This is a genomic window from Streptomyces sp. NPDC031365 (assembly GCF_055569765.1).
Map to the genome: position 1 here is coordinate 124420 of NZ_JBVIIM010000007.1, position 24417 is coordinate 148836.

At 69.7% G+C, this 24417-nt stretch carries 22 protein-coding genes; 10 read left to right on the forward strand and 12 right to left on the reverse strand.

Annotated elements, in window-relative coordinates:
* Positions 1-279 precede the first annotated feature (279 nt).
* Both ACZ5C2_RS13585 and ACZ5C2_RS13590 read right to left on the reverse strand, forming a co-directional pair.
* Positions 280-2106, reverse strand: a complete 1827-nt coding sequence (locus ACZ5C2_RS13585) for a glycoside hydrolase family 3 protein (RefSeq protein ID WP_468789755.1) — start codon at positions 2104-2106, stop codon at positions 280-282.
* Between the two features lie 359 nt (positions 2107-2465).
* A complete protein-coding gene (locus ACZ5C2_RS13590; protein ID WP_468789757.1) occupies positions 2466-2927 on the reverse strand; it encodes a MarR family winged helix-turn-helix transcriptional regulator in 462 nt (153 codons plus the stop codon).
* Positions 2928-3032: 105 nt separating this feature from the next.
* Here ACZ5C2_RS13590 and ACZ5C2_RS13595 point away from each other — a divergent pair, with 105 nt between their 5' ends.
* Positions 3033-4124 (forward strand): alkene reductase, encoded by a 1092-nt coding sequence (locus ACZ5C2_RS13595; RefSeq protein WP_468789759.1) that lies wholly within the window; start codon positions 3033-3035, stop codon positions 4122-4124.
* A 230-nt stretch (positions 4125-4354) separates the two neighbouring features.
* Positions 4355-4504 (forward strand): hypothetical protein, encoded by a 150-nt coding sequence (locus ACZ5C2_RS13600; protein WP_468789761.1) that lies wholly within the window; start codon positions 4355-4357, stop codon positions 4502-4504.
* On the opposite strand, the gene ACZ5C2_RS13605 is transcribed toward ACZ5C2_RS13600, so the two are convergent.
* Positions 4477-5061, reverse strand: coding sequence for a dihydrofolate reductase family protein (locus ACZ5C2_RS13605; RefSeq protein WP_468789763.1), 585 nt, complete (start codon positions 5059-5061; stop codon positions 4477-4479). The genes ACZ5C2_RS13600 and ACZ5C2_RS13605 overlap by 28 nt on opposite strands.
* A gap of 449 nt (positions 5062-5510) precedes the next feature.
* On the opposite strand from ACZ5C2_RS13605, the gene ACZ5C2_RS13610 reads away from it, so the two are divergent.
* From ACZ5C2_RS13610 to ACZ5C2_RS13620, 3 genes are all read left to right on the forward strand, one after another.
* Entirely contained in the window at positions 5511-6026 is a 516-nt protein-coding gene (locus ACZ5C2_RS13610) for a hypothetical protein (protein WP_468789765.1), read from the forward strand.
* Between the two features lie 424 nt (positions 6027-6450).
* Positions 6451-6660, forward strand: a complete 210-nt coding sequence (locus tag ACZ5C2_RS13615) for a hypervirulence associated TUDOR domain-containing protein (RefSeq protein ID WP_468789767.1) — start codon at positions 6451-6453, stop codon at positions 6658-6660.
* Between the two features lie 57 nt (positions 6661-6717).
* The gene (locus ACZ5C2_RS13620; protein WP_468789769.1) at positions 6718-7245 is read left to right on the forward strand and encodes a DUF488 domain-containing protein; all 528 of its coding nucleotides are present in this window, start codon (positions 6718-6720) and stop codon (positions 7243-7245) included.
* A gap of 129 nt (positions 7246-7374) precedes the next feature.
* Here the strand turns inward: ACZ5C2_RS13620 and ACZ5C2_RS13625 are convergent, their stop codons facing one another.
* From ACZ5C2_RS13625 to ACZ5C2_RS13635, 3 genes are all read right to left on the reverse strand, one after another.
* Complete coding sequence (locus ACZ5C2_RS13625; RefSeq protein ID WP_468789771.1) at positions 7375-8046, reverse strand: enoyl-CoA hydratase-related protein; 672 nt, start codon at positions 8044-8046, stop codon at positions 7375-7377.
* Positions 8047-8555: 509 nt separating this feature from the next.
* Positions 8556-9065 carry a gluconokinase gene (locus ACZ5C2_RS13630; protein WP_468789773.1) on the reverse strand — a complete coding sequence of 170 codons (510 nt, stop codon included), beginning with the start codon at positions 9063-9065 and terminating at the stop codon, positions 8556-8558.
* A 28-nt stretch (positions 9066-9093) separates the two neighbouring features.
* Positions 9094-10140: a glucose 1-dehydrogenase gene (locus tag ACZ5C2_RS13635; protein WP_468789775.1), complete on the reverse strand. Its 1047-nt coding sequence runs from the start codon at positions 10138-10140 to the stop codon at positions 9094-9096.
* Between the two features lie 315 nt (positions 10141-10455).
* Between ACZ5C2_RS13635 and ACZ5C2_RS13640 the strand changes: the two genes are divergently transcribed.
* The 4 genes from ACZ5C2_RS13640 to ACZ5C2_RS13655 all read left to right on the forward strand — a co-directional run bounded on the left by ACZ5C2_RS13640 (position 10456) and on the right by ACZ5C2_RS13655 (position 16322).
* Positions 10456-11037: a DUF6328 family protein gene (locus tag ACZ5C2_RS13640; protein WP_468789777.1), complete on the forward strand. Its 582-nt coding sequence runs from the start codon at positions 10456-10458 to the stop codon at positions 11035-11037.
* 643 nt (positions 11038-11680) lie between these two features.
* The gene (locus ACZ5C2_RS13645) at positions 11681-12772 is read left to right on the forward strand and encodes a M23 family metallopeptidase (RefSeq protein WP_468789779.1); all 1092 of its coding nucleotides are present in this window, start codon (positions 11681-11683) and stop codon (positions 12770-12772) included.
* Between the two features lie 234 nt (positions 12773-13006).
* Positions 13007-15178, forward strand: a complete 2172-nt coding sequence (locus ACZ5C2_RS13650) for a TerD family protein (protein ID WP_468789781.1) — start codon at positions 13007-13009, stop codon at positions 15176-15178.
* 433 nt (positions 15179-15611) lie between these two features.
* Positions 15612-16322 (forward strand): helix-turn-helix domain-containing protein, encoded by a 711-nt coding sequence (locus tag ACZ5C2_RS13655; protein ID WP_468789783.1) that lies wholly within the window; start codon positions 15612-15614, stop codon positions 16320-16322.
* On the opposite strand, the gene ACZ5C2_RS13660 is transcribed toward ACZ5C2_RS13655, so the two are convergent.
* The 6 genes from ACZ5C2_RS13660 to ACZ5C2_RS13685 form a co-directional block, all read right to left on the reverse strand.
* Positions 16304-16882: a dihydrofolate reductase family protein gene (locus tag ACZ5C2_RS13660; protein ID WP_468789785.1), complete on the reverse strand. Its 579-nt coding sequence runs from the start codon at positions 16880-16882 to the stop codon at positions 16304-16306. The two genes, ACZ5C2_RS13655 and ACZ5C2_RS13660, sit on opposite strands and share 19 nt — an antisense overlap.
* Positions 16883-17314: 432 nt before the next feature.
* Positions 17315-17665: a DUF4387 domain-containing protein gene (locus ACZ5C2_RS13665; protein WP_468789787.1), complete on the reverse strand. Its 351-nt coding sequence runs from the start codon at positions 17663-17665 to the stop codon at positions 17315-17317.
* Entirely contained in the window at positions 17658-19043 is a 1386-nt protein-coding gene (locus ACZ5C2_RS13670) for an acyclic terpene utilization AtuA family protein (protein ID WP_468789789.1), read from the reverse strand. Before ACZ5C2_RS13670 ends, ACZ5C2_RS13665 begins: the two co-directional genes overlap by 8 nt.
* A 41-nt stretch (positions 19044-19084) precedes the next feature.
* A complete protein-coding gene (locus ACZ5C2_RS13675; RefSeq protein WP_468789791.1) occupies positions 19085-20071 on the reverse strand; it encodes a phosphoglycerate dehydrogenase in 987 nt (328 codons plus the stop codon).
* Between the two features lie 60 nt (positions 20072-20131).
* On the reverse strand, positions 20132-21406 hold the full coding sequence (locus ACZ5C2_RS13680; protein WP_468789793.1) for an MFS transporter: 1275 nt from the start codon (positions 21404-21406) through the stop codon (positions 20132-20134).
* A 525-nt stretch (positions 21407-21931) separates the two neighbouring features.
* Positions 21932-23074 (reverse strand): tartrate dehydrogenase, encoded by a 1143-nt coding sequence (locus tag ACZ5C2_RS13685; RefSeq protein ID WP_468789795.1) that lies wholly within the window; start codon positions 23072-23074, stop codon positions 21932-21934.
* A 140-nt stretch (positions 23075-23214) separates the two neighbouring features.
* Here ACZ5C2_RS13685 and ACZ5C2_RS13690 point away from each other — a divergent pair, with 140 nt between their 5' ends.
* Positions 23215-24228 carry a LysR family transcriptional regulator gene (locus tag ACZ5C2_RS13690; protein ID WP_468789797.1) on the forward strand — a complete coding sequence of 338 codons (1014 nt, stop codon included), beginning with the start codon at positions 23215-23217 and terminating at the stop codon, positions 24226-24228.
* The last annotated feature ends 189 nt before the right edge of the window (positions 24229-24417 follow it).

The window sequence follows — 24417 nt, forward strand, 5'->3', positions numbered from 1 at the left end:
GACCTCATCCTTGGCAGGGTCCACAGGTCCTCCCATCGGCAGGCTCGTCGAGCGATCCAGCATTTCTCCTCCCTCGTGCACCTGCCCCTTCCCCCGGACATGAAGAACTGGACGCTCCGGCCGCCGATCTGAACTGCCGACCACGCAAAACACTCGGCGGGGAAAGCCCCGGCCGAGCGCCTTGCCGAGCTGCTGGTCACCGCCAGTTGATCACTTGTGTTGCGACGACCCTGGAACGCACCCAGGAGACACAGGGGCCGAACGCTGCGTGGGCGGAGGTCAGTCGTCGTACGACAGGCCGTGCCCGGAGCGGAAGAGGACCCTGGTCGGGTCGTCGACCCGCTGGATGGGCACGGGCAGTTTGCCGCGCGGCTCGACCCGGCCGGCGATCACCCGGGCGGCGGCACGCAGTTCGACCTCGGTCCAGCAGTAGGAGACCAGTGAGGCCGGGACGTCGCCGAGGTGTGCGATGTCGTAGGGGTTGCGCACCGCGAGGTGGACGACGGGGATGCCCGTCGCGAGCAGGCTGGACACCAGGGTGCGCTGGGCGCTGGTGGCGCCGACGTTGTCGGTGGTGACCACCACCGCGTCCCGTCCCCGTGCGGCGGCCACGGCCTCGTCGATCTTCGCCGCGTCGGGCGTCCGGCCGGTGGCGAGGTGGGTGGTGCTGTAGCCCAGTTCGTCGAAGGCCTTGGCCAGCTCGGGCACCGTGGTGCGGGTGTCGTCGGTCGGGAAGGCCGGGCTGGCGCCGACCACGAGCAGCTTCCTCTGCCTGCGGCGCAGCGGGAGCATCTCGTCCTCGTTGACCAGCAGGGTGGTGGTGCGGGCGGCGATCCGGGCGGCGGCGAGCCGGTGCCTGCGGGCGCCGACGACCCGGTCGACTTCCTTCGGGGAGACGTAAGGGCTGCCGCCGAGCAGGCCGACCTTGTCCTTGACCCGCAGGATGCGCAGGACCGACTCGTCGAGTCGGTCCTCTGTGATCTCTCCGCTGCGGACGGCGGCCAGGACACCGTTGTAGGCGACGTCGATGTCCGGCGGGAACAGCAGTTGGTCGGCGCCGGCCTTGAGGGCGAGGACGGGCACGCGGTCGTCGCCGTACTTGGTGCGTACCCCGCGCATGTTGAGGGCGTCGGTGACGATCACGCCGTCGAAGCCGAGTTCGTCGCGCAGCACGCCCTGGAGGATCGTGGGTGACAGCGTGGCGGGTTCGTTGCTGGGGTCGAGCGCGGGAACCTGGAGGTGCGCGGTCATGATCGAGTCGACGCCGGCGGCGATCGCGGCCTTGAAGGGCGGGGCGTCGATACGGTCCCACTCCTCGCGAGTGTGGGTGATGACGGGCAGTCCGGTGTGGCTGTCCTCCCCGGTGTCCCCGTGGCCCGGGAAGTGCTTGGCGCAGGCGACGACGCCGGCTTGCTGGTAACCCGTCACCTGGGCCGCCACCATGCGAGCGACCTCGCGGGCGTCGGCGCCGAAGGAGCGGACGTTGATGATGGGGTTGGCCGGATTGACGTTGACGTCGGCGACCGGGGCGAAGTTCTGACGGATGCCCAGGGTGGCGAGTTCGCTGCCCGATATCCGTCCGGCGGTGCGCGCGTCGGAGAGCGAGCGGCCCGCGCCGAGCGCCATCGCGCCCGGCAGCTGGGTGGCGCCGCTGCCGATACGGACGTTGGCCCCGTGCTCCTGGTCGATGGAGATCAGGGACGGGATGGGGGTGGGCAGGGCGAGCGAGGCCCGCTGCACACCGTTCGTCAGGTCCGCGATCTGACGGGGGTTTTGGATGTTGTTCGTCCAGCCGGAGAAGTAGATGACACCGCCGATGTGGTACTTGGCGATGAGCTCGGCCACGGTGCGGACGCCGAGTTCCCTGAGGTTGCGGTCCTGGTCGAACTGGCTGGGAGAAGTCGCCGACGTGCCGTAGAAGTACGGCACGAACAGCTGGCCGATCTTCGCCTCGACGCTCATCCTGGAGATGATCTTCCTGAGGCGGCTGTCGCGCTTGTGCGCGACCGCCGGGGTGGCCGTCCCGCCCACGACGCCCGTTGCGCTCGCAGCGACCACGGTCGCGGAGGCGAGAACGGTTCTTCTGGACAGACTCCGGTCCTGCATGCGGACATGCTCCTTCCAGCCTTGCTCAGCAAGGGAGTTGAAGGAAACGTGAAGTACTCCGAACAGCGGGAAACCTAGCCCGCGGATCCTGAGGCGTGCAAGAGGTCTAGACACAATAGGTCTAGACAAACAGAGGGGTCTCTCCTGCCGTATGCGGGGGATTCCCGTGCTGGGTGATACGGGAAGACACGCCGCTTCCGGTGTTGCCGTGCGACGCGCCCGAAATCCAGGACAGGGTCAATCCGGCGACAACGGCGTCGCGGTCGATACCGGCTGCGAGGGTGCTGGACGCCGTCGCTGCGGCCCGGCCCGCCCCGGATCTCGTACGCGGCCTCGTCACCTCCGGCCCTGCGCGCAGCTCAGTTCCCCGCATCCGTCAGTACGGATTCCAGCAGGCCGAGGTTCGCCAGGACCTCGGCCTGCTGGGCTGCGCTGAGGCCCGCGGTGGTCAGCCGCTCCATTTCCGCCCACGCACTGTCCACCTTCTCCCGCAGCGCCCAACCGGCTTCGGTCGCCTCGACGATCACCGCGCGCCCGTCCGTGGGCGACGGGCTGCGGCGTACGAGCCCCGCCTTCTCCATCCGGGAGATGCTGCGCGCCATCGTCGGAGCATCCGAATCGACCGCCTCGACGAGGTCGACCTGCCGCTGCGGACCCTGGCTCCACAGGACCATCAGCACGAGTTCCTGCCCCGGATGCAGCCCGCTCTCCCGCAGCAGCCTGCCCGCGAGCGCCTTGTGAAGCCGGGCCACCCGGAAGATCGCATGGCTGACCGGTCTCGCTCCCAGGGACACGACCTGCCCTGTCGCACGTTCTCGCATGCCGTGATCGTACCCCCGAGAAAAGTTGGCCGGACAAGGAATAGGCTCCGTGCGGTCAGTTGTTCGGCTAACTGTCTGACTGTTCCGACTCATCAGGAGAACCCCATGTCCACTGCGTTCGAGCCCGTGGTCGCCGGCAGCCTGAAGCTGCACAACCGGGTCGTGATGGCCCCGATGACCCGCAGCCGCGCGAACGGCACACTGCCCACGGCCGACACGGCGACCTACTATGCCCAGCGCGCCTCCGCCGGTCTGGTCATCACCGAGGGCATCCAGCCGTCCGCGATCGGCCAGGGCTACCCCTTCACACCTGGTCTGCACTCGGCCGAGCAGGTCGCCGCGTGGCAGCAGGTGACCGACGGCGTTCACGCGGCCGGCGGGACGATCGTCGCCCAGCTCATGCACACCGGCCGCATCGGCCACCCGAGCACCACGGAGGCCGTCGGTCACGGGGCGCTCACCCCCGTCGGCCCGTCGCCCGTCAAGGCGGCCGGCCAGATCTTCACTCCGACTGGGCCGCAGGAGCATGTCGTGCCCGACGAACTGACGGAGGAGCAGATCACCGCGACGATCTCCCACTTCGCCGACGCGGCAGGCAACGCCGTCGCCGCCGGATTCGACGGCGTCGAGATCCACGGCGCCAACGGTTACCTGCTCCACCAGTTCCTGGCCACCAACGCCAACCAGCGCACCGACCGCTGGGGCGGTTCGCCCGAGAACCGGATCCGCTTCGCCCTGGAGGTCACCCGGGCCGTCGGGGCGGCCATCGGCGCCGACCGCACCGGCATACGGCTCTCCCCCGCCAACGGCCTGGGAGACACCACCGAGGACGACCACTCCACGCTCTATCCCCTGTTGGTCACCGAGCTCGACACGATCGGACTGGCCTACCTCCACCTCGTGGAGGCGGGTGACACTTCCCTGACGCCGGCGCTGCGCGCCGCTTGGTCCGGCACCTTCATCCTCAACGCGGCCGACGGCGACACGGCCGGGCAGACACGCCGCCTCGGCCTCGTCACCAGCGGCCAGGCCGACGCCGTCTCCTTCGGCCGGCTGTACATCTCCAACCCGGACCTGGTCGCCCGGCTCGCGGCCGAAGCCGAACTCGCCGAACCTGATCTGAGCAAGGCCTACGGCGGCGACCACCAGGGCTACACCGACTACCCGACGCTCGCCGGCACCCTGCCGGTGCTCTGAACGACGACGCCGGCGCCTGCGCACAAGGCGACACGACCCTGTGCTCCTGCACCCTCAACGCCCACGAGGCCAGGCTCTGAGCCTGACGGACATACCCGAGCCTGAGGTGGGACCTCGGTCAGATCAAGGTCCGCGTCGAGCAGATCGCCGTCACCCACTCGACCGGAAGATTCGCAACGGCCATCTCGCCGAGATGCTGCCCCTGCCACTGCCCGTGGTCATCGGCAGGGGTGGCGCCGGACCGCTTCGCCGACTCCGAAGCCTTCGCCGCCGTCGCGGTCACCCTCACGACGGTGCCGGTCGGGGTCGGCCACCGGCTCGCCGCGACCCTCGTCACCTCGGCCGAGATCGCTCAGCGGGTCATCGTTCCCGAGCCATGAGCGACGCGGTAGTGGAGGTGGACGAATCTCGAGCTGAAGGTGCGGGTCCCGACGAGTTCGAGATCCACCCGGCGCTCGTGCCGGGGGAAGAACGGAATGCCACCGCCCACCAGCACCGGGTAGACCATGGCCCGGTACTCGTCGATCAGACCCGACGCGGCCGCCTCGGCGGCGAGAGTCGCGCCGCCGATCGCGATCTCGCCCTCCCCCGGCTCGGCTCGCAACCGTTCGATCTCCTCGGCAAGCCCGCCGGAGGCCAGGCGGGCATTGCCCTGCACCGCCGACAGCGTGGTGGAGAACACCACCTTGGGGAGCGGCTTCCAGAGCGCGGCCCACTCGAGCTCCGCGTCGTCGAGCGGTGCCTCCTGGCCGGCGGTCTCCCAGTACAGCATCGTCTCGTACAGCCGTCGTCCCAACAGGTGGACGTCGACCTGTCGAATCTCGTCGATCCAGAAGCGGAAGACCTCCGGATCGGGCGCCGTCCAGTCGAAGCCGCCGTCCGGTCCGACGATGTAGCCGTCGAGCGAGACGTTCATCGAATAGGTCACGCTGCGCATCAGTCGTCCTCCTTGGTACTGGCTCGACAGTACGACCGCCGGACACGGCAGGACTCATCGCGGCACGCGAGCATCCGTCGGTTTTCCGCCCGCGGGCACGAAGGCGAGGGCGACGAACCGCGTGGCCGGGTCCGGTCACCAAGCACTGATGACCGGCGGGCACGTCCGCCTCGGCCTCCGTGTCCGGCTCCCTCCGTGGTGGCGAGGTACCTCACCGCGCCCCGGCGGAAGCCGACGGCGCCTTCAGACGACGCGACCGAAGTACGTGGCCGGTCCCCGCGCCCGATGCCCGGGGCCGGCTTCCGCCCGGTCGGCGGCTCCCACCCGGGCGACGGCGGGCATTCCGTTTTGTCCTCTGGCCGACGCGCGTAGACCGCGGGCATCATCTGTCTGCACCGCCTGCACAGCCGTCCCCAGGAATCATGGCCCACGCCGCAGGAAGGTCCCACATGAAGACCCTCAAGGCCCTGAAGCTCCGCTCGGTCCTGACCGCTCTCGCCCTCGTCATCGCCCCCGGCGTCGCCGTGGTCGGCACCGCCGGCGAGGCCTTCGCCGTCACCAAGATCAGTCACGCCACCGCGACCTCGATGTTCCGTGAGGTCGGCATCACCTGGTCGTCGTCCGGCAACTGTTCCAACCGCAACAACTCCACCTGCACATCCTTCGAGCAACTGAATCTGGCCACGGCCCAGGGCGCGCAGACCCTCAAGCGGGCCAGCGGCTGCGCCTTGAACATCACCGGCGGCACCGAAACCGGGCACGCCTCCGGTACGTACTCGCACTGGAACGGCTACAAGCTCGACTACAGCAAGTACACCTGCGTCGGGAACTACATCAAGAACAACTTCACCTACATCGGCCTGCGTGGCGACGGTTCCCCGCAGTGGCGCTCCGGCTCCGGCAACATCTACGCCGACGAGGGCAACCACTGGGACGTCCTGTACTACAACTGCGGCGGCTGCTGAGCCCGTCCGGCGTCCGGCTCCGAGGCTCCTCCGGCGGCCGGCATCGTCCCGCCGGAGGAGCCGTCCCCGCCGGGTTCACACTGCTCGGCGGGCGCTCAGCGGTGTTCGTACGGTACCCGCGGGAGTGGATCGCCTGGCCGCGGTGCGAAGCCGTTGCTGCCGACTCGTCCGGTCTCCCCCCTGTCGGTGAGCCCGGCAGCTGACCGTTCGTGGCCGGCGACCGTCTGCTGCTGTACACCGACGGCGTGAGCGGAGCCCGTGACCGCGACAACGAGTTCTTTCCACCGGCGCATGCCACGGAGCGGGTGGCATGGACTGTGTCCTGGCGATTGGGCATCGTGGCCAGGGGAACCCGGCACGACATGATCTTCCGAGGCGTCCTGCGGGTCACGCAGTCGGGGCGAGCAGAGTGAGAGGGACTGGGATGACGGAGCAATTCGCCGTTGGAGACCACGTGCGGTGGAACTCCGAGGCCGGATTCGTCGAGGGCGTCATCGTCAGGAAGCACACGCACGACGTGCAGTACAAGGGGCACACGCGTCGCTGCTCGAAGGAGGATCCCCAGTACGAGATCAAGAGTGACAAGACCGACCACGTCGCCATGCACAAGGGGGGAGCCCTGACGAAGGTGTAGTCGGTACGGGTCTCCCTGGCGGAATGTTCGAGGCGGCGGAATGTGCGGGGCAGAGCGATGACGGACCGCGTCTTCACGATCGGGCACTCGACACGCAGCTTCGACGAGGTGCTCGGCCTGCTGCGAGGGAACGGGGTCACCTGCCTGGTCGACGTCCGGTCGTTCCCTGCGTCCAGGAAGCACCCGCAGTGGAACCAGTCGGCCGTCGTCGACGCCTTGCCACCCGACATCGGGTACCGCTGGATCCGCGAACTGGGGGGCCGACGTCACACGCCGAAAGGTGTGCCGAGCGTGAACGGAGCATGGCAGGTCAAGGCGTTCCGTGACTACGCCGACTACATGGGCACCGACGCGTTCGCGAAAGGGCTCGCCGAACTGCGGGAACTGGCTGGGCACGAACGGCCCGCGATCATGTGCAGTGAAGCGGTGCCGTGGCGGTGCCATCGTCGGTTGATCACGGACGCGTTGATCGTCTCCGGCGTGGAGGTCGTACACATCATGTCGAACACGTCGGCGAAACCGGCCGCCCTGACTCCCCATGCGCAGGTCAGCAACGGCTCTCTGACCTATCCCCCGCCCCGCTGATGCCCGCACGGACCTGGCCGAGAATGTGCGGACCTGCACGAGACGTCCTCGGACGCGGCGCTCAGCGCGAATCTCCGGTTGCGCGACGTCCCGTGCCCCGGGCTCAGCCCGGGTCCGTGAGGTTCCGGCTCAGCCGAGGGGGTTGCTGGTGTCGCGCAGGGTGGTCAGGACGGGCGCGTACATGCGGGTCTTGATGGTGCCGAGGGTGTCGCCGGCCTTGTTCACCTGCGCCTGGGCGATCTCGATGGCGGTGGAGCGCACGGCGTCCTCGCTGACCGCCTGGTCGACGATGCCGGCGGCGGCGGCGTCGGTGCCGCCGTAGCGGCGGGCGGTGAGCATGGACTCGTGTGCGGTCTGCGGGGCCAGCCGGGACTGGATGAGCGCGGCCATGCCGGGGGTGAAGGGGATGTTGATGTCCGCTTCGGGCAGGCACCAGTAGCCACGGTCGGCGCGCATCACGCGGAAGTCGTGGGCGAGGGAGAACATCGCGCCGGCGGCGAAGGCGTGCCCTTGCAGCGCTGCCACCGTGACGACCGGCAGCGACAGCAGCCTCGCGAACAGTCCATGAACGGAGACGACGTAGTCCTGGTGCTGGTCGGCGTGGGCGAACAGCCAGTCCAGGTCGAGCCCGTTGGAGTAGAACTTACCGGTGGCGGTGGTGACCAGGGCGCGGGGGCCTTCCGCCTTGTCCACCTCGTCGAGTGCGGCATTGACGCCGGTGAGCCAGTCGGGGTGGAAGCGGTTCTCTCCGTCTCCGAGGTCGAGGACGAAGACGTTGTCGTGGCGGTCGAGCGAGTGCATGGTGGCTCCTTCGAGCTATGGAGGTGAAGCGGCGGGGCGGGCCACGGCCGGGGCTCGGGTTCGGCACCGCGGCGGTCGCGCAGGGCGTAGCGGAGCAGGTCGTGGATTTCGGCGGCAGTCGCCTCGATCGGCGCGGTGCTCTGATCGGCCCGGCACATGATCACCGCCTTCGGCCGCGGCGACGATGAACGTGCCGAACCGACGGCTGCGTTCCCCGGTCAGGCCGTGCCGCAGGAAGAGGGCCGTGAGGGCCTCCCCCTTCCTCACGGTTGCGTCGGCGACTCTCCCCACAAGATACCTGCCGGTAACTTATGGTGTAAGGCATAGCACATACAAGAGGGCCGGAACGGGTCGTTCCTTCGGCTCTGACAAACACCGCTCCGGCGCTGCCGCGCGCGCCGCTCTGACGGCGCCGCCGGGCGCGGCTGGGAGTGCAGCGGCGCCTCCTCGCCTCACGCGGCAGTGGCGGTCTTGTGTGCTCGACCGCCGGCGCACCCCGGCGTGAGCGGTCAGGTCGAGGTGACGGCCGCTCTGGCGAGGGCGGCGGTGTCCTGGGGCGTACCGTCGACCGGAATGGCCGCGCCCGCTTCGTCGTCGCCCAGGGGGTCGAGGTCGGCGAATTGTGTACGGAGCAGGTCGGGCGTCATGAAGTGGCCCTGTCGTGCGGTGATCCGTGCGGCGATCAGCTCAGGCGAGCCTTCGAGGTGGAGAAAGAACACGTTCGGCGCGGCAGTGGTCAGGCGGTCACGGTAGCGGCGCTTGAGCGCCGAGCACGTCACCACTCCTCCGCTGTCCGCATGTCCGGCCAGCCACCGCGCGACCTCATCCAGCCAGGGACGGCGGTCCTCGTCGTCGAGAGGTTCGCCCGCTCGCATTTTCGCCACATTGGCTGCGGGGTGGAAGTCGTCCCCTTCGGCGTACGGGACATCTAGGTGCCGTGCGAGCAGCTGGCCCACCGTGGTCTTTCCCGAGCCCGACACCCCCATGACGACGACCAGGTGAGCGGTGTGGTGAGACATCCAAGTCCTTCCTTCGGATGAGTGCCGCCTAGAGGTCGACGACCACCTTGACGTCGTCGGGTTGTGGTGTGAACGCCTCTGTCGCGCGCTCCAGCGGCACCCGCCGTGTGATCATCCGTTCAAGCCATGACAGGTCGGCTTCGGCCAGGGCGTCAGCGGCCTGACGGTAGTGACGCAGGTTGGCGTTGACCGAGCCCACCACAGCGTCGTTCTGCAGCACGATCTCCCGGTTGATGGCGCCGGCGTCCACGGTCATCCTGCGGCCGGCGGGTGACACACCGGTCAGGCATACCACTGCGTAGGGTGCGGTGCCCGTCAGCGAGGCGAGGACGGGCTCGTTCGCGCCCGTGGCTTCGATGACGACGTCCGGGCAGACGGCGGAGACGACCCGCTCGGCCTCCTCCGTGTGGTAGGCGGCACCCAACTCCCGGACCAGTACAGGCTTGAGTCCTTCGGTCACCCGGTCGAGGACATGCACCTCCAGCCCGCGCTGTGCCCCCAGGAGGGCGGCCAGTAGACCGATGGGCCCCGCCCCCATCACCAGTGCGCGTCGCGGCTCGAACCACGAACGGCCTCCGACTCGCTCCACCTGCTCCCACGCCTTCGCCACCACGGTGGCCGGTTCCATGAGTACGCCGACGCGCCGCAGATGCGGCTCCAGCTTCACCGCATAGTCGGCTTCCACACACCACACCTGTGCGCCATAACCGTCGATGTCCTTGATACCGCGTTCGGTGTAGCGGCCGTTGCGGCACATGTCGAACTCACCCCGGGCGCAGGCCCCGCACGGCTCGGGGTCCGGCCGACGCACCACCCCGGCAACGAGGTCACCGGCCGAGAACCCGCTGCCGTGCGGCGCCTGCCGCACCCGCCCGAGGGACTCGTGCCCCAGGACCAGCCGTTCGCGGCCCGGCGGAGCCCAGCCGTACTCCCCCCGGACGATCTCCCTGTCCGTTCCGCACACCCCCACTGCCAGGCCCTGCACCAGCAGCTCGCCGACAGCCGGGGCGGGGTCAGGCACGTCCCGTACCTCCAGGGAGTCCTTCTGGCCGGGCCGCACGGTCACTGCACGCATCACCCACCTCGTCCCTTCCGTCACGCGACGTCATGTCGTGCGCGCCGTCGAGTGAACCTGTCCCGCCTTACGTGTGTCCCGCTCAGACGTTTTCAGCACCCGTCAGGTGGGACGGAGAGCAGAGCGCGGCCCGGGACAGCGGCGCCCAGCGGGTGAGGCTCCTCCCGCGTTCTCCTGCGCTTCTGGGTGGAAGCTCGTCATGCCAGGTGGCCTCCACCGTCGGCCGCAGCACTCGGATCAGCCCTTCCGCGCCCCTGACCTGCATGAAGACGGCGGAGACGGGCAAGCGGTTGGCCTGTGACCGGGAGGGGTGCCATGACAACGACGGATCAGTCGGCCGGGCCGGCAAAGGAGGAGGAAGCCGCTTGCTGCGCACATCACGGCGGCCACGGCCCGGGGTCCGGTGCCGAGGTGCCGGAGTCCCCACGTGAGCGGGTCAACCGCCGCTGGAACGAGGTCCTGCAGGAGACGCGGGTCACCCAGACCGGCGTGCAGATCCTCTTCGGCTTCCTGCTGAGCGTGGCCTTCACTCCGCTGTTCCGGGAACTGGGGACGGTGGACCGCGTCATCTACGTCACCACCGTGGTCCTCGGCGCTTCGGCCACGGGTTCACTGATTGCACCCGTCTCCATCCACCGCTTCCTGTCGGGCCAGCGCATGAAGGACGACGTGGTGGAGGCCGCCTGTCGCCTGATGATGTGCGGCATGGTCCTGCTCGCGCTGACCATCGGCTGCACGCTGCTGCTGATCCTGCGTTTCGTGGTTCCCGGCGTCCTCGCCGAAGGACTCGTCGCCGGGGTCATGCTGTGGTTCGGCCTCTGCTGGTACGCGCTGCCCTTGCGGCTACGACGGCGCGCCGCTCGCCGTTCCGGAGGCGACGACGGACGGCGCACCTGAGCGCGGGTGGGCAGGGCGACGTGACCGAATGCCGGACTGCGCACGCGGGGGTACCGGCCGGAGTCCCTGGTCTGGCTGGAGGACTACCGGGCCCTGCCGCGGCAGCGATGGGCCTTCCCCGACCTTACCCAGATGGTCCGCTACGGCCACCTGCTCTTGCCGCCAGCCCCACGACCAGGGCCCATAGCGATCCACGACTGGAGTACCAACTGAGCGGCTGTCGGGTCGAGGGAGCGAGTTGTTGGAGGACTTCGACGGCGTCCGCTCCACCGTCATTGGGCCGACGAATGACGACGTCCTGACCTGGTTGACACGCGTTGACCCACGACACCACACTCGGTCAGGTGCACGTCAAAATCGGGGGGTCGGGTCAGACCGGTACACAGAGGCAGGTTCACTCCGCCCGTGGCGGGCTGAACACCCGCGACATCACCTGGGAGCGCCCTTCCTCGGCGCCTCCAGAGAATACGGACCGTCATCTCTGGGTGACCGTGACCCCGCCGGCCCCGGCGTCGGTCCGCACTCGCTCCCCCAGCTCGCCCGGCAAGCCCGGAAGCAACCAACGGCGCGAACGGCTTCTTCGGTCCCGGTCGTCCGCCCGCCCGCCGACAGGCCTTTCTCCCTCGCGGAAGGAACACCGCCCATGCTGTCCGCACTGTCCATGAGAATCACCGTCACCGCCCTTGCCCTCACCGGTCTGCTCGCGACCGCGCCTTCGGCGCCGGCGGCCGATCGGGACTCGTCCACGATTCCCGTAGCCGCCGCCGAGTCGCCGTCCCCAGGTGTCACCGCGAAGATGTCCGGCATCGTCGCCGACCGTCTCGGCACCGACCGCGAGGCACTGGTCGACGCCGTCTCCATGGACGTCCTCTCCCGGTCCCACGACGCACGGGGACTCGCCCCCGACGCCGCCGTCGCCAAGTTCGCCGACGAGGGCCGCAAGGTGGTCGTCGACGTACGCACCGTCTCGCGTGACTGGGCCCGTGGCGTTGCCTACGTGGAGGCATCGCGCGCGCAGCACGGCGAGCCGGAGGGCTGGCTCTACATAGCCCACCGTAAGGACGGGCGGTGGATCTCGGGCCTCGAAGGCGACCCCGAGTTCGCGGACCACGTGGCCCGGTCCCCGCTGGTCGGCAAGGCGGAACGGCGAACCATGACGGCGTACGCCGAGCACAAGGCGACACCTGAGACGCAGGCGTCGCCGACTGGGGCCCTGGCCAACACCAACGGGCTGCTGTTGCCCTGGATGCCCGACTACTACATGACCCTGACCGGTGGCCCGCACTCCCACGACAGCGCGACCGGCTACTGGAGCGCCCTCGACTTCGCCGGTGGCAACGCCAGCGGGCGAGTCCGTTCGTCCCGTGAGGGCACGGCGACCTCGATGTGCGGCCCCGGCGGCGGCTGGACCCGGGTGATCCACCCCGGCGGCTTCTCCACGGACTATTACCACATGTCGAACGCGACCTACTACAACGGCACGGCGATCTCCAGCAGTGCCCTGCTCGGCACCATCGGTACCGACACGTGTGCCGGCGGTTCCGCAACCGGGGCCCACGTGCACTGGAGTCTGCGCACGTACGACGCCAACTATGTCGGCAACTACACCTGGCTGAACGGCCGCACCATCGGCGGCTGGACATGGTGGAACGGCTCCAGCCAGTACTCCGGCTGCGCCACCCGTCTCGGCTACACGGCGTGCCCCGGCACGGCGATCTACAACCGCACCAGCTGACGAGCGCCCAGGCGCCTCCGCAGTGGGGGCGCACAGGGCTCTCAGCAACGCCAGCAGTCGCCACCCAGCCTGCTCGTCCGTCACGGCGTCACCTTCCAGCCCACCCATACAGGGAGTGAATCCCTCGGGTTGAACCGTGACGCCGTGATCACACACGCGTTTCCTCGGGTGGAGGGCGTGGCCCTCCAAGAAACTCCTGTGCGCCGCCTCGTACACGTCTGCGATCATCCCCGCATGGCGCACCGTCTCGAGTCGCTCGTCATCCGGCACACCCACCGCATTCCCTCTCCCCAGGGCCCCGCGGGCGAAGGGGCAAGCGCCGCACGGCAGTTCGACGCGGCGTTGACTTCCGTGGGCTTCAAGCTCTCGGCGGAGCTGCTGGAGCGGCTGTCCGGGCTGTCCCGGGCCGCGGTCGTGCACACGGCCGAGCGGACACTGCGCACCGTGAGCGAGATGGTGGGCGACCACGTCCGGCACAACTCGTACTTCATCGACTTTCCGGCAAATGTGCCGGACACCGAGGAATTCTGGATGCGGTGTGTGACGGAGGCGCTCGGCGACGACACGTCGCGGAAGAACGTGCTGACGCAGCTCGCGCACGGGGCGCTGGACCTGCTCCGCCTCCCCGCGTACGGCCGCTACCAGCACACCTACGAGGAGATGCTCGCAGCGCAGGACGAGCTGATCGCCTCGGCTGGCGACCGGGTGACCGTCCTGCACCTCGGGCGGGAGATGGACGACGAACTCACGTGCCTGTACCTCGCGTTGGCGGGCAGCACGACGCCACTGAGCGAGGACCACCTGAGCCACCTCAAGATTCTCGCCGAGCGGTGTGCGCTCGGCCCCCAGCCGGAGTCGATCCCGGTCCGGGAGAACCGGGCGGTCGTCAACGAGGCCCGTCTCGCTGCCGGCGCCGACCTCTTGCTGGACACCGTCACCGATGTGCTGCGGCTCGCCTGCGCGCTGTCGGGTGGCGACGTGACGCTGCGGGAGCCGACCCGGTTCGGGGCTCTCTCGCGGCCGGCCCGTCGTGCGCTGCTCGCGGGCCTCGACGCCGTGGTCGCGGCGAACCCCGCCAAACTGGCAGATGTGCACGCGCACCGCGAGCCCTTCAAGCGGCTCGGTGAGCGTCTCCACCCGCACGAGTACCCGCGTTGGCCGCACGCCGCCGATGTGTTCGCCGTGGCGCGGGGCGAGAAGGAAGCGCGGTCCTTCGACAGCCGCGTCGAGAAGCTGCTCGACGCGTTCGACGTCCTCGGTGCGGTACGCGTGCTGAAGTCCGCTCCCGGCAAGCTGTTCCGCGCCCTGGACCTCCTGCTGCGGATCGCCGCCGACCAGGAGCAGCGCGACGCGGTGGTGGCCGCGGCGGTGCAGGTCGCCCCCGAGGTCTCCGGCCGGGTCGTGCTGTCGGTCCGTGAGCACTTCCAGAACCGGGAGCGGGAGACCGGCGAACCCCGGATCTTCGTCAACCGCCGCGGCCGCGGCTGGGTCTCCACCGACGTCCGGCCGCCGGTCCCCGCCGCCGACCGCGATCGTCTGATCGGCGCCCTCGACGCCGAGATGCGCCGCAGGCTCCCCGCACCGGGTCGGCTGCTGCTCGACCCCGACATCCTCGACGTGGCGCTCCCCCTCAGCGGCAGGGCGACCGCGGCCGGGCTCGGTGTACTTCCGCGAGGCTCGCTCTCGACGGTCGACGGCGAGCAGTTGCGCTTCTTCGTGTACTGGAAGGAGACCGGGGACCGCACTGACTACGACCTCTCGGCGCTGCTTCTCCACGCCGACTACAGCACCGACTCCTGGCTCTCCTACACCTCTCTCACAGCTGTCGGGGGAGAGCACTCGGGCGATGTCACCGGAGCGCCCGACGGGGCCTCGGAGTTCATCAACCTCTCCCTGGACCGGGTACGCGGCGCATTCATCGTGCCGCAGGTCAACATCTTCGCCGGCGAGGGTTTCGAGGAGGCCGAGGAGTCGTTCTTCGGTTTCATGCTGCGTGACGGTGAGCAAAGGGGCCGGCCGTTCGAGCCGCGCACGGTACGTATGAAGTCGGAGCTTCGCGGGACGGGCCGAGTGGCGCTGCCCCTGGTGTTCCAGCGCGAGGACGACGGCCGGTGGCGCGCGAAGTGGCTGCACCTGTATCTGACGGGCATCTCGTCGGCCAACCGGGTCGAGGAGAACCAGGTGTCGGTGTCCAAGGTGGTACGCGCCGTCGTGGAACGCGAGTACCTGACGGTGCGGTACCTGATCGACCTGATGTCCGGCGACACCACGGCCCCGGAACTGTGGAGCGGCGGGCCGGTCCCGGACGCACCCGTGCTGTACATCGGTCTCGAACCTCCCGAGGGGCTGCATCCCGGCTCCCAGGTCATCACCCCTGGCAATCTGCGGGACTTGATCCCGGGCTGAGTGCTAGAGTTCACCCCGGCGAGGCCATGAAAGGGCTTCCTTCTCAACCTCTCCGACATTAGTTCTTTCGCTTTCCTCGCCCTCGACGTTCGCTTCGGGCGGCGCCTTCGGGCGCCGCCCGAGCCATTTCTCGCGACCTGTCGGCCCAGACCCGTGGCGCAGTGGACCGTCGCCCCTCGGAGCGGGTCTGAGGTCCCCCCGGGATGCGCGGAGTCGTCCAAGGCTGCGCACGCCGCACACCGTTCGATCGCCGCGCGCGACCATCTGCGTCGGCTTGTGCCTGGAGCACGAGGAGCAGCCCTGTCCCATACTTCCCGTCGCCGCCCGTAGCCCGTCCAGGGGTGCCTCACGTCGCTGACCGGCGTCCACGGATCGCCACCTCGGCGGGCCGCGGACCATGCTCGGCCACCACTACGCGGCGTATCCTGCCCGGGTGGGACTACGGTTCGAGACGCGCCGGTCCGACTCGCCGTGGGTCGACACCGTGTGGACGTGCACAAGCGATCAGGTCACGACGATGACATCCGTGGCAGGGGTTCGCCTTGGTCTGGTGTTCTGGCAGCAGGACGGCCGGGCGCACGCGGGCCTCACCGGTCCCGAGTCCCGGACCGGCACCGCGCCGGTTCCTGAGGGCGCGACATTCACGGGTATCGAGTTCGCCGTGGGCGCCTCGGTGCGTTCCGTGCCCACGGCGGCGTTGATCAATGACGGCATCGAGCTCCCCGACACCACGCGCCGTACGTTCCGGTTGGGCGGCGCGCGTTGGGAGACACCTGGCCCCGACCATGCCGAGGCCCTGGTCGGGCGGCTCGTCCGGGCCGGGATCGTGGTCCGGGACCCGCTCGTCACCGACGTGCTGCGGGGTTACCGCCCGGCCGTCTCGGAGCGCACGCTCGAACGCCGGTTCCGCGCCGCGACCGGGCTGACGCGGGGCACGGTCCGGCAGATAGAGCGGGCCCGAACGGCGGCGGAACTCCTGGCGGCCGGCGCCCCGGCCGCCGACGTCGTCGCCAAGGTCGGCTACTTCGACGAGCCGCACCTGGCCAGGGCCCTGCGATGCTACGTGGGACGTACCGCCGGTCAGCTGCGCGAGGGCGCCGGCGGCGCGATCGCACTCGATGTGGATCAGCGCTTGACGTCGTAGACCAGCCTGAGGATTCCGTTCGAGTAGCTCTCGGACTCCCGCAGCGTCAGCATCTGCTTGTCCCGGTCGGCCCGGCCGAACAGACTCTTGCCGGCACCGAGCAGTACGGGGAAGACGAGCAGGTTGTACTGGTCGATCAGGCCCTCGTCCGACAGCCGCCGGGCCAGCTCCGCGCTGCCGTGGATGAAGATCGCGCCGCCCTCGCCGTCCTTGAGCGCTGCGACATCCTCACTCGAGCGCAGGACCGTCGTCGGCCCCCACCCGTCGACGAGGGCGTCGTCGGTCAGCGTGGTCGACACCACGTACTTGGGCAACTCCTTGTAGGCGGCATGGTCATGCGAGCCGGGCCAGACGGGCGCGAACGCCTCGTAGCTATGGCGGCCGAACATCAACGCCGTCGTGTCGGTGAGCTCCTCGGCCTTCAGCGACCAGGCTTCTTCGACAAACTCAAGGTCCTTGAACACCCAGCCGCCACTGCGGTGCTGCTCCCCCGGCCCGCCGCCGGGCGAGTCCACGACACCGTCGAGCGACATGAAACCGGTGTAGACCAGGCTGCGCATGATGCTGTCTCCTCGTACTCGGGTGGTGAGCTGCGAGGCTGACGCTAATGCACGGCCACGGCGGCCGTCTTGGACAGAAGCGACAGCAGGTCGTGGGCTTGTGGCCGCCGCCGCCGACGACACCCACGGGCTTCCGATGTCGATGAGGCGCAGCCGCAGCCGACACGGCGACCGCTGCGCGATGCCGGATCCCGTTCCGCCCCCGCTCCACGGGCTGTCACGGCCAGTCCGACCGCCTTGGCGACGTTGACCGCCGCGGTGATTTCCCGGTCGGGACCGCCCCGCGCGCTCTGCATGTCCGCCTGCGGACGTGCGAGGGCTCGGGGCCGTCCTTGACGCCGCACGCGGAGCGCACCCGTGAGGTTGCCCGAAGCGGCCGGTCTTCACGAGGGTGCGCCCGTACCGGGCGGCGTTGCGTCGGTCGCCCGACGGTCAGGCCGAGGCTTGCCCAACGGCTCGGTCCGGTACGGGGAGCGTCGCCAACGGGACATGGTGCTGACCGGAGTGGACGTCGCGGTCACGGAGCGATCCCTGAGGCACAGGGCGAGGGAAGGAGATCTTGACGACGTTCAGGGACGGGATGCGGAACATCTGGACATCGGCCTCGTCGAGTCCGTAGAGCCGGGCGATCGTGCGCTCGTCGAGGAAGGCCTCATCAGCGGCGATCCGGTAGCCGTCCGCGTCACGCATGAACAGCTCCATGGTGACCCAGAAGGGCCCGGCGTTCTTGGACCGGACCTCGTACGCCAGGTCACCCAGGACGGTGGGAGCGGTCTCAGCCATGGTGGGAGGCCCCTTCGATCTCGGTGCGGAACATGTCGGTGGGGGTGATGCTGTCGACGACGTGGTGGAGCACGAACTCGTAGGCGGGCCCGCGTTCGGTCTCGGCCGGTGAGGTGGGGAACGCCAGGCTCGGCAGGAAGTCCATGTCGGCCGTCGGCAGATGCAGCATCAGGGGATTGGCGATCTTCGCGACGGCGGTGGCCGTGTTCTGGTCCGGTGCGTTGACGAGGAGCATGACTCCTACCTCGCGAGGCGGACCCGCCGCCGGTTCGAGATCACCGAGGATGGCGTTGTGGCCGTAGAGGCGCAGGTCGAAGGCGTACTTGTCCTCGCTCAAGCCGATCGTCTGCTCCACCCGCTGCCGGATCATCGTGCGCATGAGGTCGGCCCAGCCGTCGATGTTCGCGAGGATGTGCGGATCCCGGATCGCGCTGAACGACATCGTCTCGTAGCCGGTGATCCGGGCGCCTTCGAGCTTGATGGTGTGCTGGTCCGCGACGTGGAACTGCGAGCCCTCGACCCGCACTATGCGTTCGTCCTGGGCGGTGTAGACGGCCTCACGGACGTCCAGGGTGCCGTCCGGCTCGCGCATCTCGAACGGGTTCACCGTCTCGTAGAGCATGTGGGCGGCGACCAGAATCGGTGTGCAGGCGACGGTCGGGTCCAGCGGCTCGATGGTGAAGCCTTCGGCGTCGATGGTGGCCAGCACCCCGCCGGCGCGCGGATCGCTGGTGCACTGCCCGCCGCACTCGATGATCTTCGCGGCGTGCCACGTCGGTCCGGCCGGCATCCCCTTCATCATCGGATAGGCGGCGGCGATGGCGGTGTCGGTGGCGCGTCCGGCGAGCACGACCTGGGCGCCGGCCTCGAGCGCGGCGACGATCGGCTCGTGCCCCATGACGCCCACGATGCGCGTGCAGCTCTGCACCGTCTGCGGCCGCAGCTCGCCCAGAGGCGGCAGGGCATGGACCCGGCCCTCCTCCATGGACTTCAGGAGGGCGTCCTTGTCCTGCTCGCTGTAGATGCGCGCCACGCGCAGATCGAGCCCCTCGTCGGCCAGGACGTCGGCGACGATGTCGGCGACCCAGTCGACACCGGAGTCGGTTCCGCTGGTACCGCACGAGCCTACGATCAGCGGAATCTGGGCGCCTGCCGCGGCCTTGAGCAGGACACGCAGGTCACGGGCGACCGCCGCACGGGTGGTCTTGGGCTGGGAGGCGCCGAGATAGTAGGGACCGGAGTCGGTACTGCCCGCGTCGACGGAGATGACGTCGGCGCCCAGTTCCAGACCGCGCTCGATCGTGGCTTCGGGGAAACCGGCTCCGAGCATGCCGGTCGGTGACAGGACTTTGACCTGGTCCACCCGTTCGTTGTGCATGGATTCCTCTTCCTTGTCGGTACGGGCTGGGAGGGGCGGGTTCACCCGTCGCGCCGGGCCGTGGGGGTGTGGGGCAGAAGGTGGGCGTTCACGGCGGACCGGGGGTGGCCGGCGAGTGCGGCCACCAGTTCTGCCGCGCCCTGGATGCCGGCGGCGGCCCGGGCTTCGGCAGTCTGGCCGGCGAGGTGGGAGAAGACGGTGATTCCGTCCACGTCGCGCAGCGGGCTGTCGGCCGGGAGCGGCTCCTCGCTCACCACGTCGAGGGCCGCCGCGGCGATCTCGCCGCTGCGTACGGCGTCGGCGAGGGCCTGTTCGTCGACGACGGCGCCCCGCGCGGTGTTGACCAGGACCGCTGTCGGCTTCATCCGCCGGAAGGCGGAGGTGTCGAGGAGACCGCGTGTCCGCTCCGTCAGCGCGGTGTGCACCGATACGTAGTCGGAGGCGGCCAGCAGTTCGGGAAGCTCGACGAACCGCACCGACGCATCGGCGCGCTCGGCCTGTGGCACGCCGGTCGTGCAGAGCACCCGCATGCCGAAGGCCCGCGCCAGCGGCACGACGGCCCGTGCGGCCGCGCCGTATCCGATCAGGCCGAGGGTCGATCCGCGCAGTTCGTGTCCGTCTTCCCTGGGCCAGCCGCCGGCCGCGACTCCCACGGCGCTCTGCACCAGTCGCCGCGCCGTCGCCAGCAGCAGACCGATGGTGTACTCGGCGACGGCGCCCGCGTTGACGCCCGGCAGGTTGCTCACCGTGATGCCGAGCTCCGCGGCGGCGGCGACGTCGATCGAGTCGTAGCCCACCCCGGTGCGCACGACGGCGCGCAGGTGGGGCGCGCGGGACAGGACGTCGGCGGACAGGGGCTCGTGCGCGACGAGTGCCCCCTCGATCCCTTCGAGTGCGGCCACGAGCTGCGCGGGGTCGCGCCGGCCGGTCATCGGTGCGTGGACCGTGGTGTGGCCGTGTTTCCGCAGGTACCGGTCCGCCTCGTCGCCGGGGCGCAGATAGTCCGTCGTGATCAGGATGCGGGGCACGGGTCGTTCCTCATTTCTGGCTGCGCCTTCACTCGGTTCGGGGAGCGCGGGGCGGGGGCGTCACTGGGCGAGGGCAGGAGCGGGCCGGCGCTGCAGCACGGTGATCCTGACGACGACGGCGACCGCCAGTGCGGCAACTACGGCGATGTCCATGAGCATCAGGGGCCAGCCGGTGACGTCGACCATGGCGCCCACCAGCGCCGGGCCGAGGAAGCCGCCGCCGGCCCAGGCGACGGTGTACAGGCCGGCGTAGGTGCCGAAGACGCGGGCCGAGGGGGCCAGGTTCCACAGGACCACCACCGCGTTGACGAGGAAGCAGGTCGCGCCCGCCGCACCGATGCACAGGATCACTACGGTGCCGGCCGGTGTCCGGACGAGCGTGCCCAGCAGCATGGCCGCGGCGAAGACCGACATTCCCCCGGCCATGACCCGGAGCCGTCCGTAGCGCTCGGCCAGGACCGCCGCGGGGTAGGCGGCCAGGATGAACGCGATACCGCCGGGCAGCGTGAGGCCGCCGGCGGCTCCTCGTGACATGTCGAGTGCTTCCATCCCGTACGGCGTCATCAGGGACCGCGACGCGGCCCATGCGCCGCCGAAGAGCAGGATGGCGGCGAGGACGAGGAGCCGGCTGCGGTCGGTGTCCTTGAGGATCTCCAGGAAGGTGTCCCGCACCCGTGGGTCCGTGTGGTCGGCGTCCTTCGCCTCCCGGCTTTCCGCGAGCGCGGCCTGGTAGCCCGGGGAGCGGCTGTCGCGCACGGTGGCCGCGAGCACCAGGATGGAGATCAGCATGATGATCGCGGGAATGGCGAACGCCAGATTCAGGTGGTGGTCGACCAGGAAGATGCTGATGAGCGCGGCGACGATGGCCGTGATACTGGAGGCGATCTTGACCGCGGCGTTGGCGCGGCTGCGCCTCCCGGGAGCGATGAAGTCGGGGACGAGCGCTTCCGCGATCGGTTTGAAGGTGTTGGCCACGAGCGCGTAGGTGAACATCACCGCGATGAGGAGTGGCAGGGACGCCGCCGTGTGCGGGATGACCATGAACAGCACGGCGGCGATCGGCATCCCGACCACCAGGTAGGGCATCCGCCGGCCCCAGGAGGTGCGCGTGCGGTCCGACCGGTTGCCGATCCACGGCTGGATGAAGATGCCCAGCAGGTTGTCCATGCCCATCAGCAGACCGATGACGGCCGCACTGGCGAGGTGCTCCTTCAGGAGCGGGGGTACCTGTGATTCGTAGAAGTTCCACGTCGACTCTTGGGCGAAAACCGCGAGAGCGACCAGGAGTGTGATGCGCCGAGTCCCTTGGCGCTGCCCTGCCGACATCGTCGTCATAGGGGTCGTCCCTTCGCACCGCCACCGTACTGGAGGCTGCTGGATGAGGTGATGTGTGCGGGCGTTCGGTGAGGCGTCGAACGGGCTCGCGCCCGGCCGGCACGGCTCTGGCCCGCTGGTTTGCAGGTCGCGGCGGTCGGACGAAGTGGGTCGGTCGCCCGCGCGCTCGGGCCACGAGGACGACTCGGTGCGCGGGACGGCTCCCGGTACGCCGTCCCCGGTCGGGGCGGGTGCTCGCCACCCCATCGCCGACCGGCTTCGGTTGTGCGGACGCGGCCCGGTCCGCGTCGTTCCCGGCGGGTCAGCGGCCGGCCCGGGGCACCGTTCGGCCTCGACCACGAGGGTCAGGTCGTCCGCGAACCCGATGTGGCACTCGGGTCCGAGGGAGCAGGAGCACGCGCGCTCCTCGCAGGGCGCGGGGCCGGCCATCCCGGTGCCCGCCGTCAGTGCGTACCGGTTCGGGACGGTGTCCTCCCGCGTGCCGGGTCCGGGGAAGCGGAGCGATCTGACCGGAGACGGGCCTGGTCATGACGCTGCCGCCGTTCCGGCCATGCCGCCGGCAGTGCCGTGCGCGCCCGGCTCTCCGGGTGGGCTCGCGGCGATCCGGTCCGCGATCGCCTTGCCCAGCCCCACGGTGGTACCCGAGCCGCCGAGGTCGGGAGTGACCGCTTCGGGCTGCTCGTCGAGCACGCTCTCGATCGCCGCCACGACGTCTGCGGCCGCCTGTGGCTCGCCGAGGTGGTCGAGCATCATGGCACCGCTCCAGATCTGGCCGACGGGGTTGGCGATGCCGAGCCCGGCGATGTCGGGGGCCGACCCGTGGACCGGCTCGAAGAGGCTGGGGTGGGTGCGGTCGGGGTTGACGTTGGCGCTGGGTGCGATGCCGATGGTGCCGGTGCAGGCGGGGCCGAGGTCGGAGAGGATGTCGCCGAAGAGGTTGCTGGCGACGACGACGTCGTACTGGTCCGGCCGCAGCACGAACTTGGCGGTCAGGATGTCGATGTGGTCCTTGTCCGCGGTCACCCCGGGGTACCGGGCCGCCATCTCCTCGGCGCGCTCGTCCCAGTACGGCATGGAGATCGAGATTCCGTTGCTCTTGGTCGCCCAGGTCAGGTGCTTGCGCGGGCGGGAGGAGGCGAGGTCGAAGGCGTACCGCAGCACACGGTCGACCCCGGTGCGCGTCATCACGGTCTCCTGCAGCACCGTCTCGCGGTCGGTGCCCTCGAAGATGCGGCCGCCGATACTGGAGTACTCGCCCTCGGTGTTCTCCCGGACGACGAGGAAGTCGATGTCGCCGGGCCGGTGGTCGCGCAGCGGACTGCGTACGCCGCGCAGCAGCCGTACCGGGCGCAGATTGACGTACTGGTCGAAGCCCCGCCGCAGTTGTAGCAGGCTGCCCCACAGCGAGACGTGGTCCGGGACGACCTCGGGCCAGCCGACCGCCCCGAAGAAGATGGCGTCGAAGCCACCGAGAAGATCCCGCCAGTTTCCGGGGAGCATCGCGCCGTGCTCCAGCCAGTAGTCCGCACAGGCGAAGTCGAACTCGGTGACGGCGAGCCGGAAACCATGAACCCCGGCGGCGGCGCGAAGACTTCTGAGCCCTTCGGGGACCACCTCTCGTCCGATCCCGTCACCCGGGATCACGGCGATGCGGTAGGTGTTCGGCACGGTCCACTCCTAGGGCCACATGATCACTGCGCTCTGTCCGTGGTGCGCGCCCGTTCAAGGGGCAAGCCACCGCGTGCACCCACCATGGCCAGCGATGACGTGCTGAACAAGACATGGGCGGGCAAGGTAGCCTTTCCCTCATGGAAAGCCCATCGCACTCCGGTCGGCGACAGGTCAAGAGCCGTTCACTCGTGGACGACCTGCACTTCTTCCATGTGGTGGCGTCGAGCGAGACCCTCACGGCCGCTTCGCGGGAACTCGGCTGTTCCCTTCCGGTGGTCAGCAAGCGCCTCAGCGCGCTGGAGCGCCGTCTCGACATCCGGCTCGTCCAGCGGGGCGCCCGGCGGCTGAAGCTGACCTCGGAGGGGAAGCTCTACGCCGCGCGTGTCGAGGCCATCCTCGACCAGGTACGCGAACTGGAGGACACGGTCACCGAAGGTTCCGGCGGACTGCGCGGCTCCGTCGTCGTCGAGGCCACGATCGGGCTCGGGCGTGCTCACATAGCGCCGCTGCTCGGGGAGTTCGCGGCCGCCCATCCCGGACTGCACATCCGTATACAGACATCCGCACTGCCGCTGCGGCCACACCGGCGCGAATTCGACGTGGCCGTCCATGTCGGCACGCCCCCCGACTCCTCTTTGCGCATGAGACGTCTGGCCGAGAACCGGCGGCTGCCCTGCGCGGCTCCGTCCTACCTCGCCGAGCACGGCTCCCCGGCCGGCATCGAGGACCTGGCCGACCACAACTGCATCGTGCTCCGCGAGAACGAGAGCGACTACGCGCTCTGGCGGTTCGGGGACGCGGACCGGCCCCGGCACGTACGGGTGCACGGCAGTCTGTCCAGCAACGACGGTGACGTGGTGACCGGTTGGGCGCTGGAGGGCCGCGGCATCATCATGCGTTCGCAGTGGCACGCCGGTCCGCATCTCGATCGCGGCGAACTCGTACGGGTCCTGCCGGACGTGCCGACGCCTCCCGCCGACATCTACGCCCTGATCGCGGACGACGCCCATATTCCCCAGCGCGTCAGCCGGCTCATCGACTTCCTCGCGTCACGGCTCCCGCATCGGCTGAGCCGGCCTGCCGAGGGGCGCGCGGCCGGCACCCGTGAGCCGCTCCCCCAGGCCTGGGACGGGACCACCCGGACAGGCTGAGGGCCGATCGGCGCGGCGCCCGGCCACTCGCGTGCCGCCGGCCACTCTTCCGCCGTGCCCACGGCCGCGCTCGCCTGCGCGACCGGAGCGCCGTCGAGGTCGGCGGGGGACGTGGATCCTCACCGTCAACGCGGCCCCCGTCGCCGGCCTGCGTCGTGCTGGGCGCACCGCTGGGCCGCCGGTGCTGCG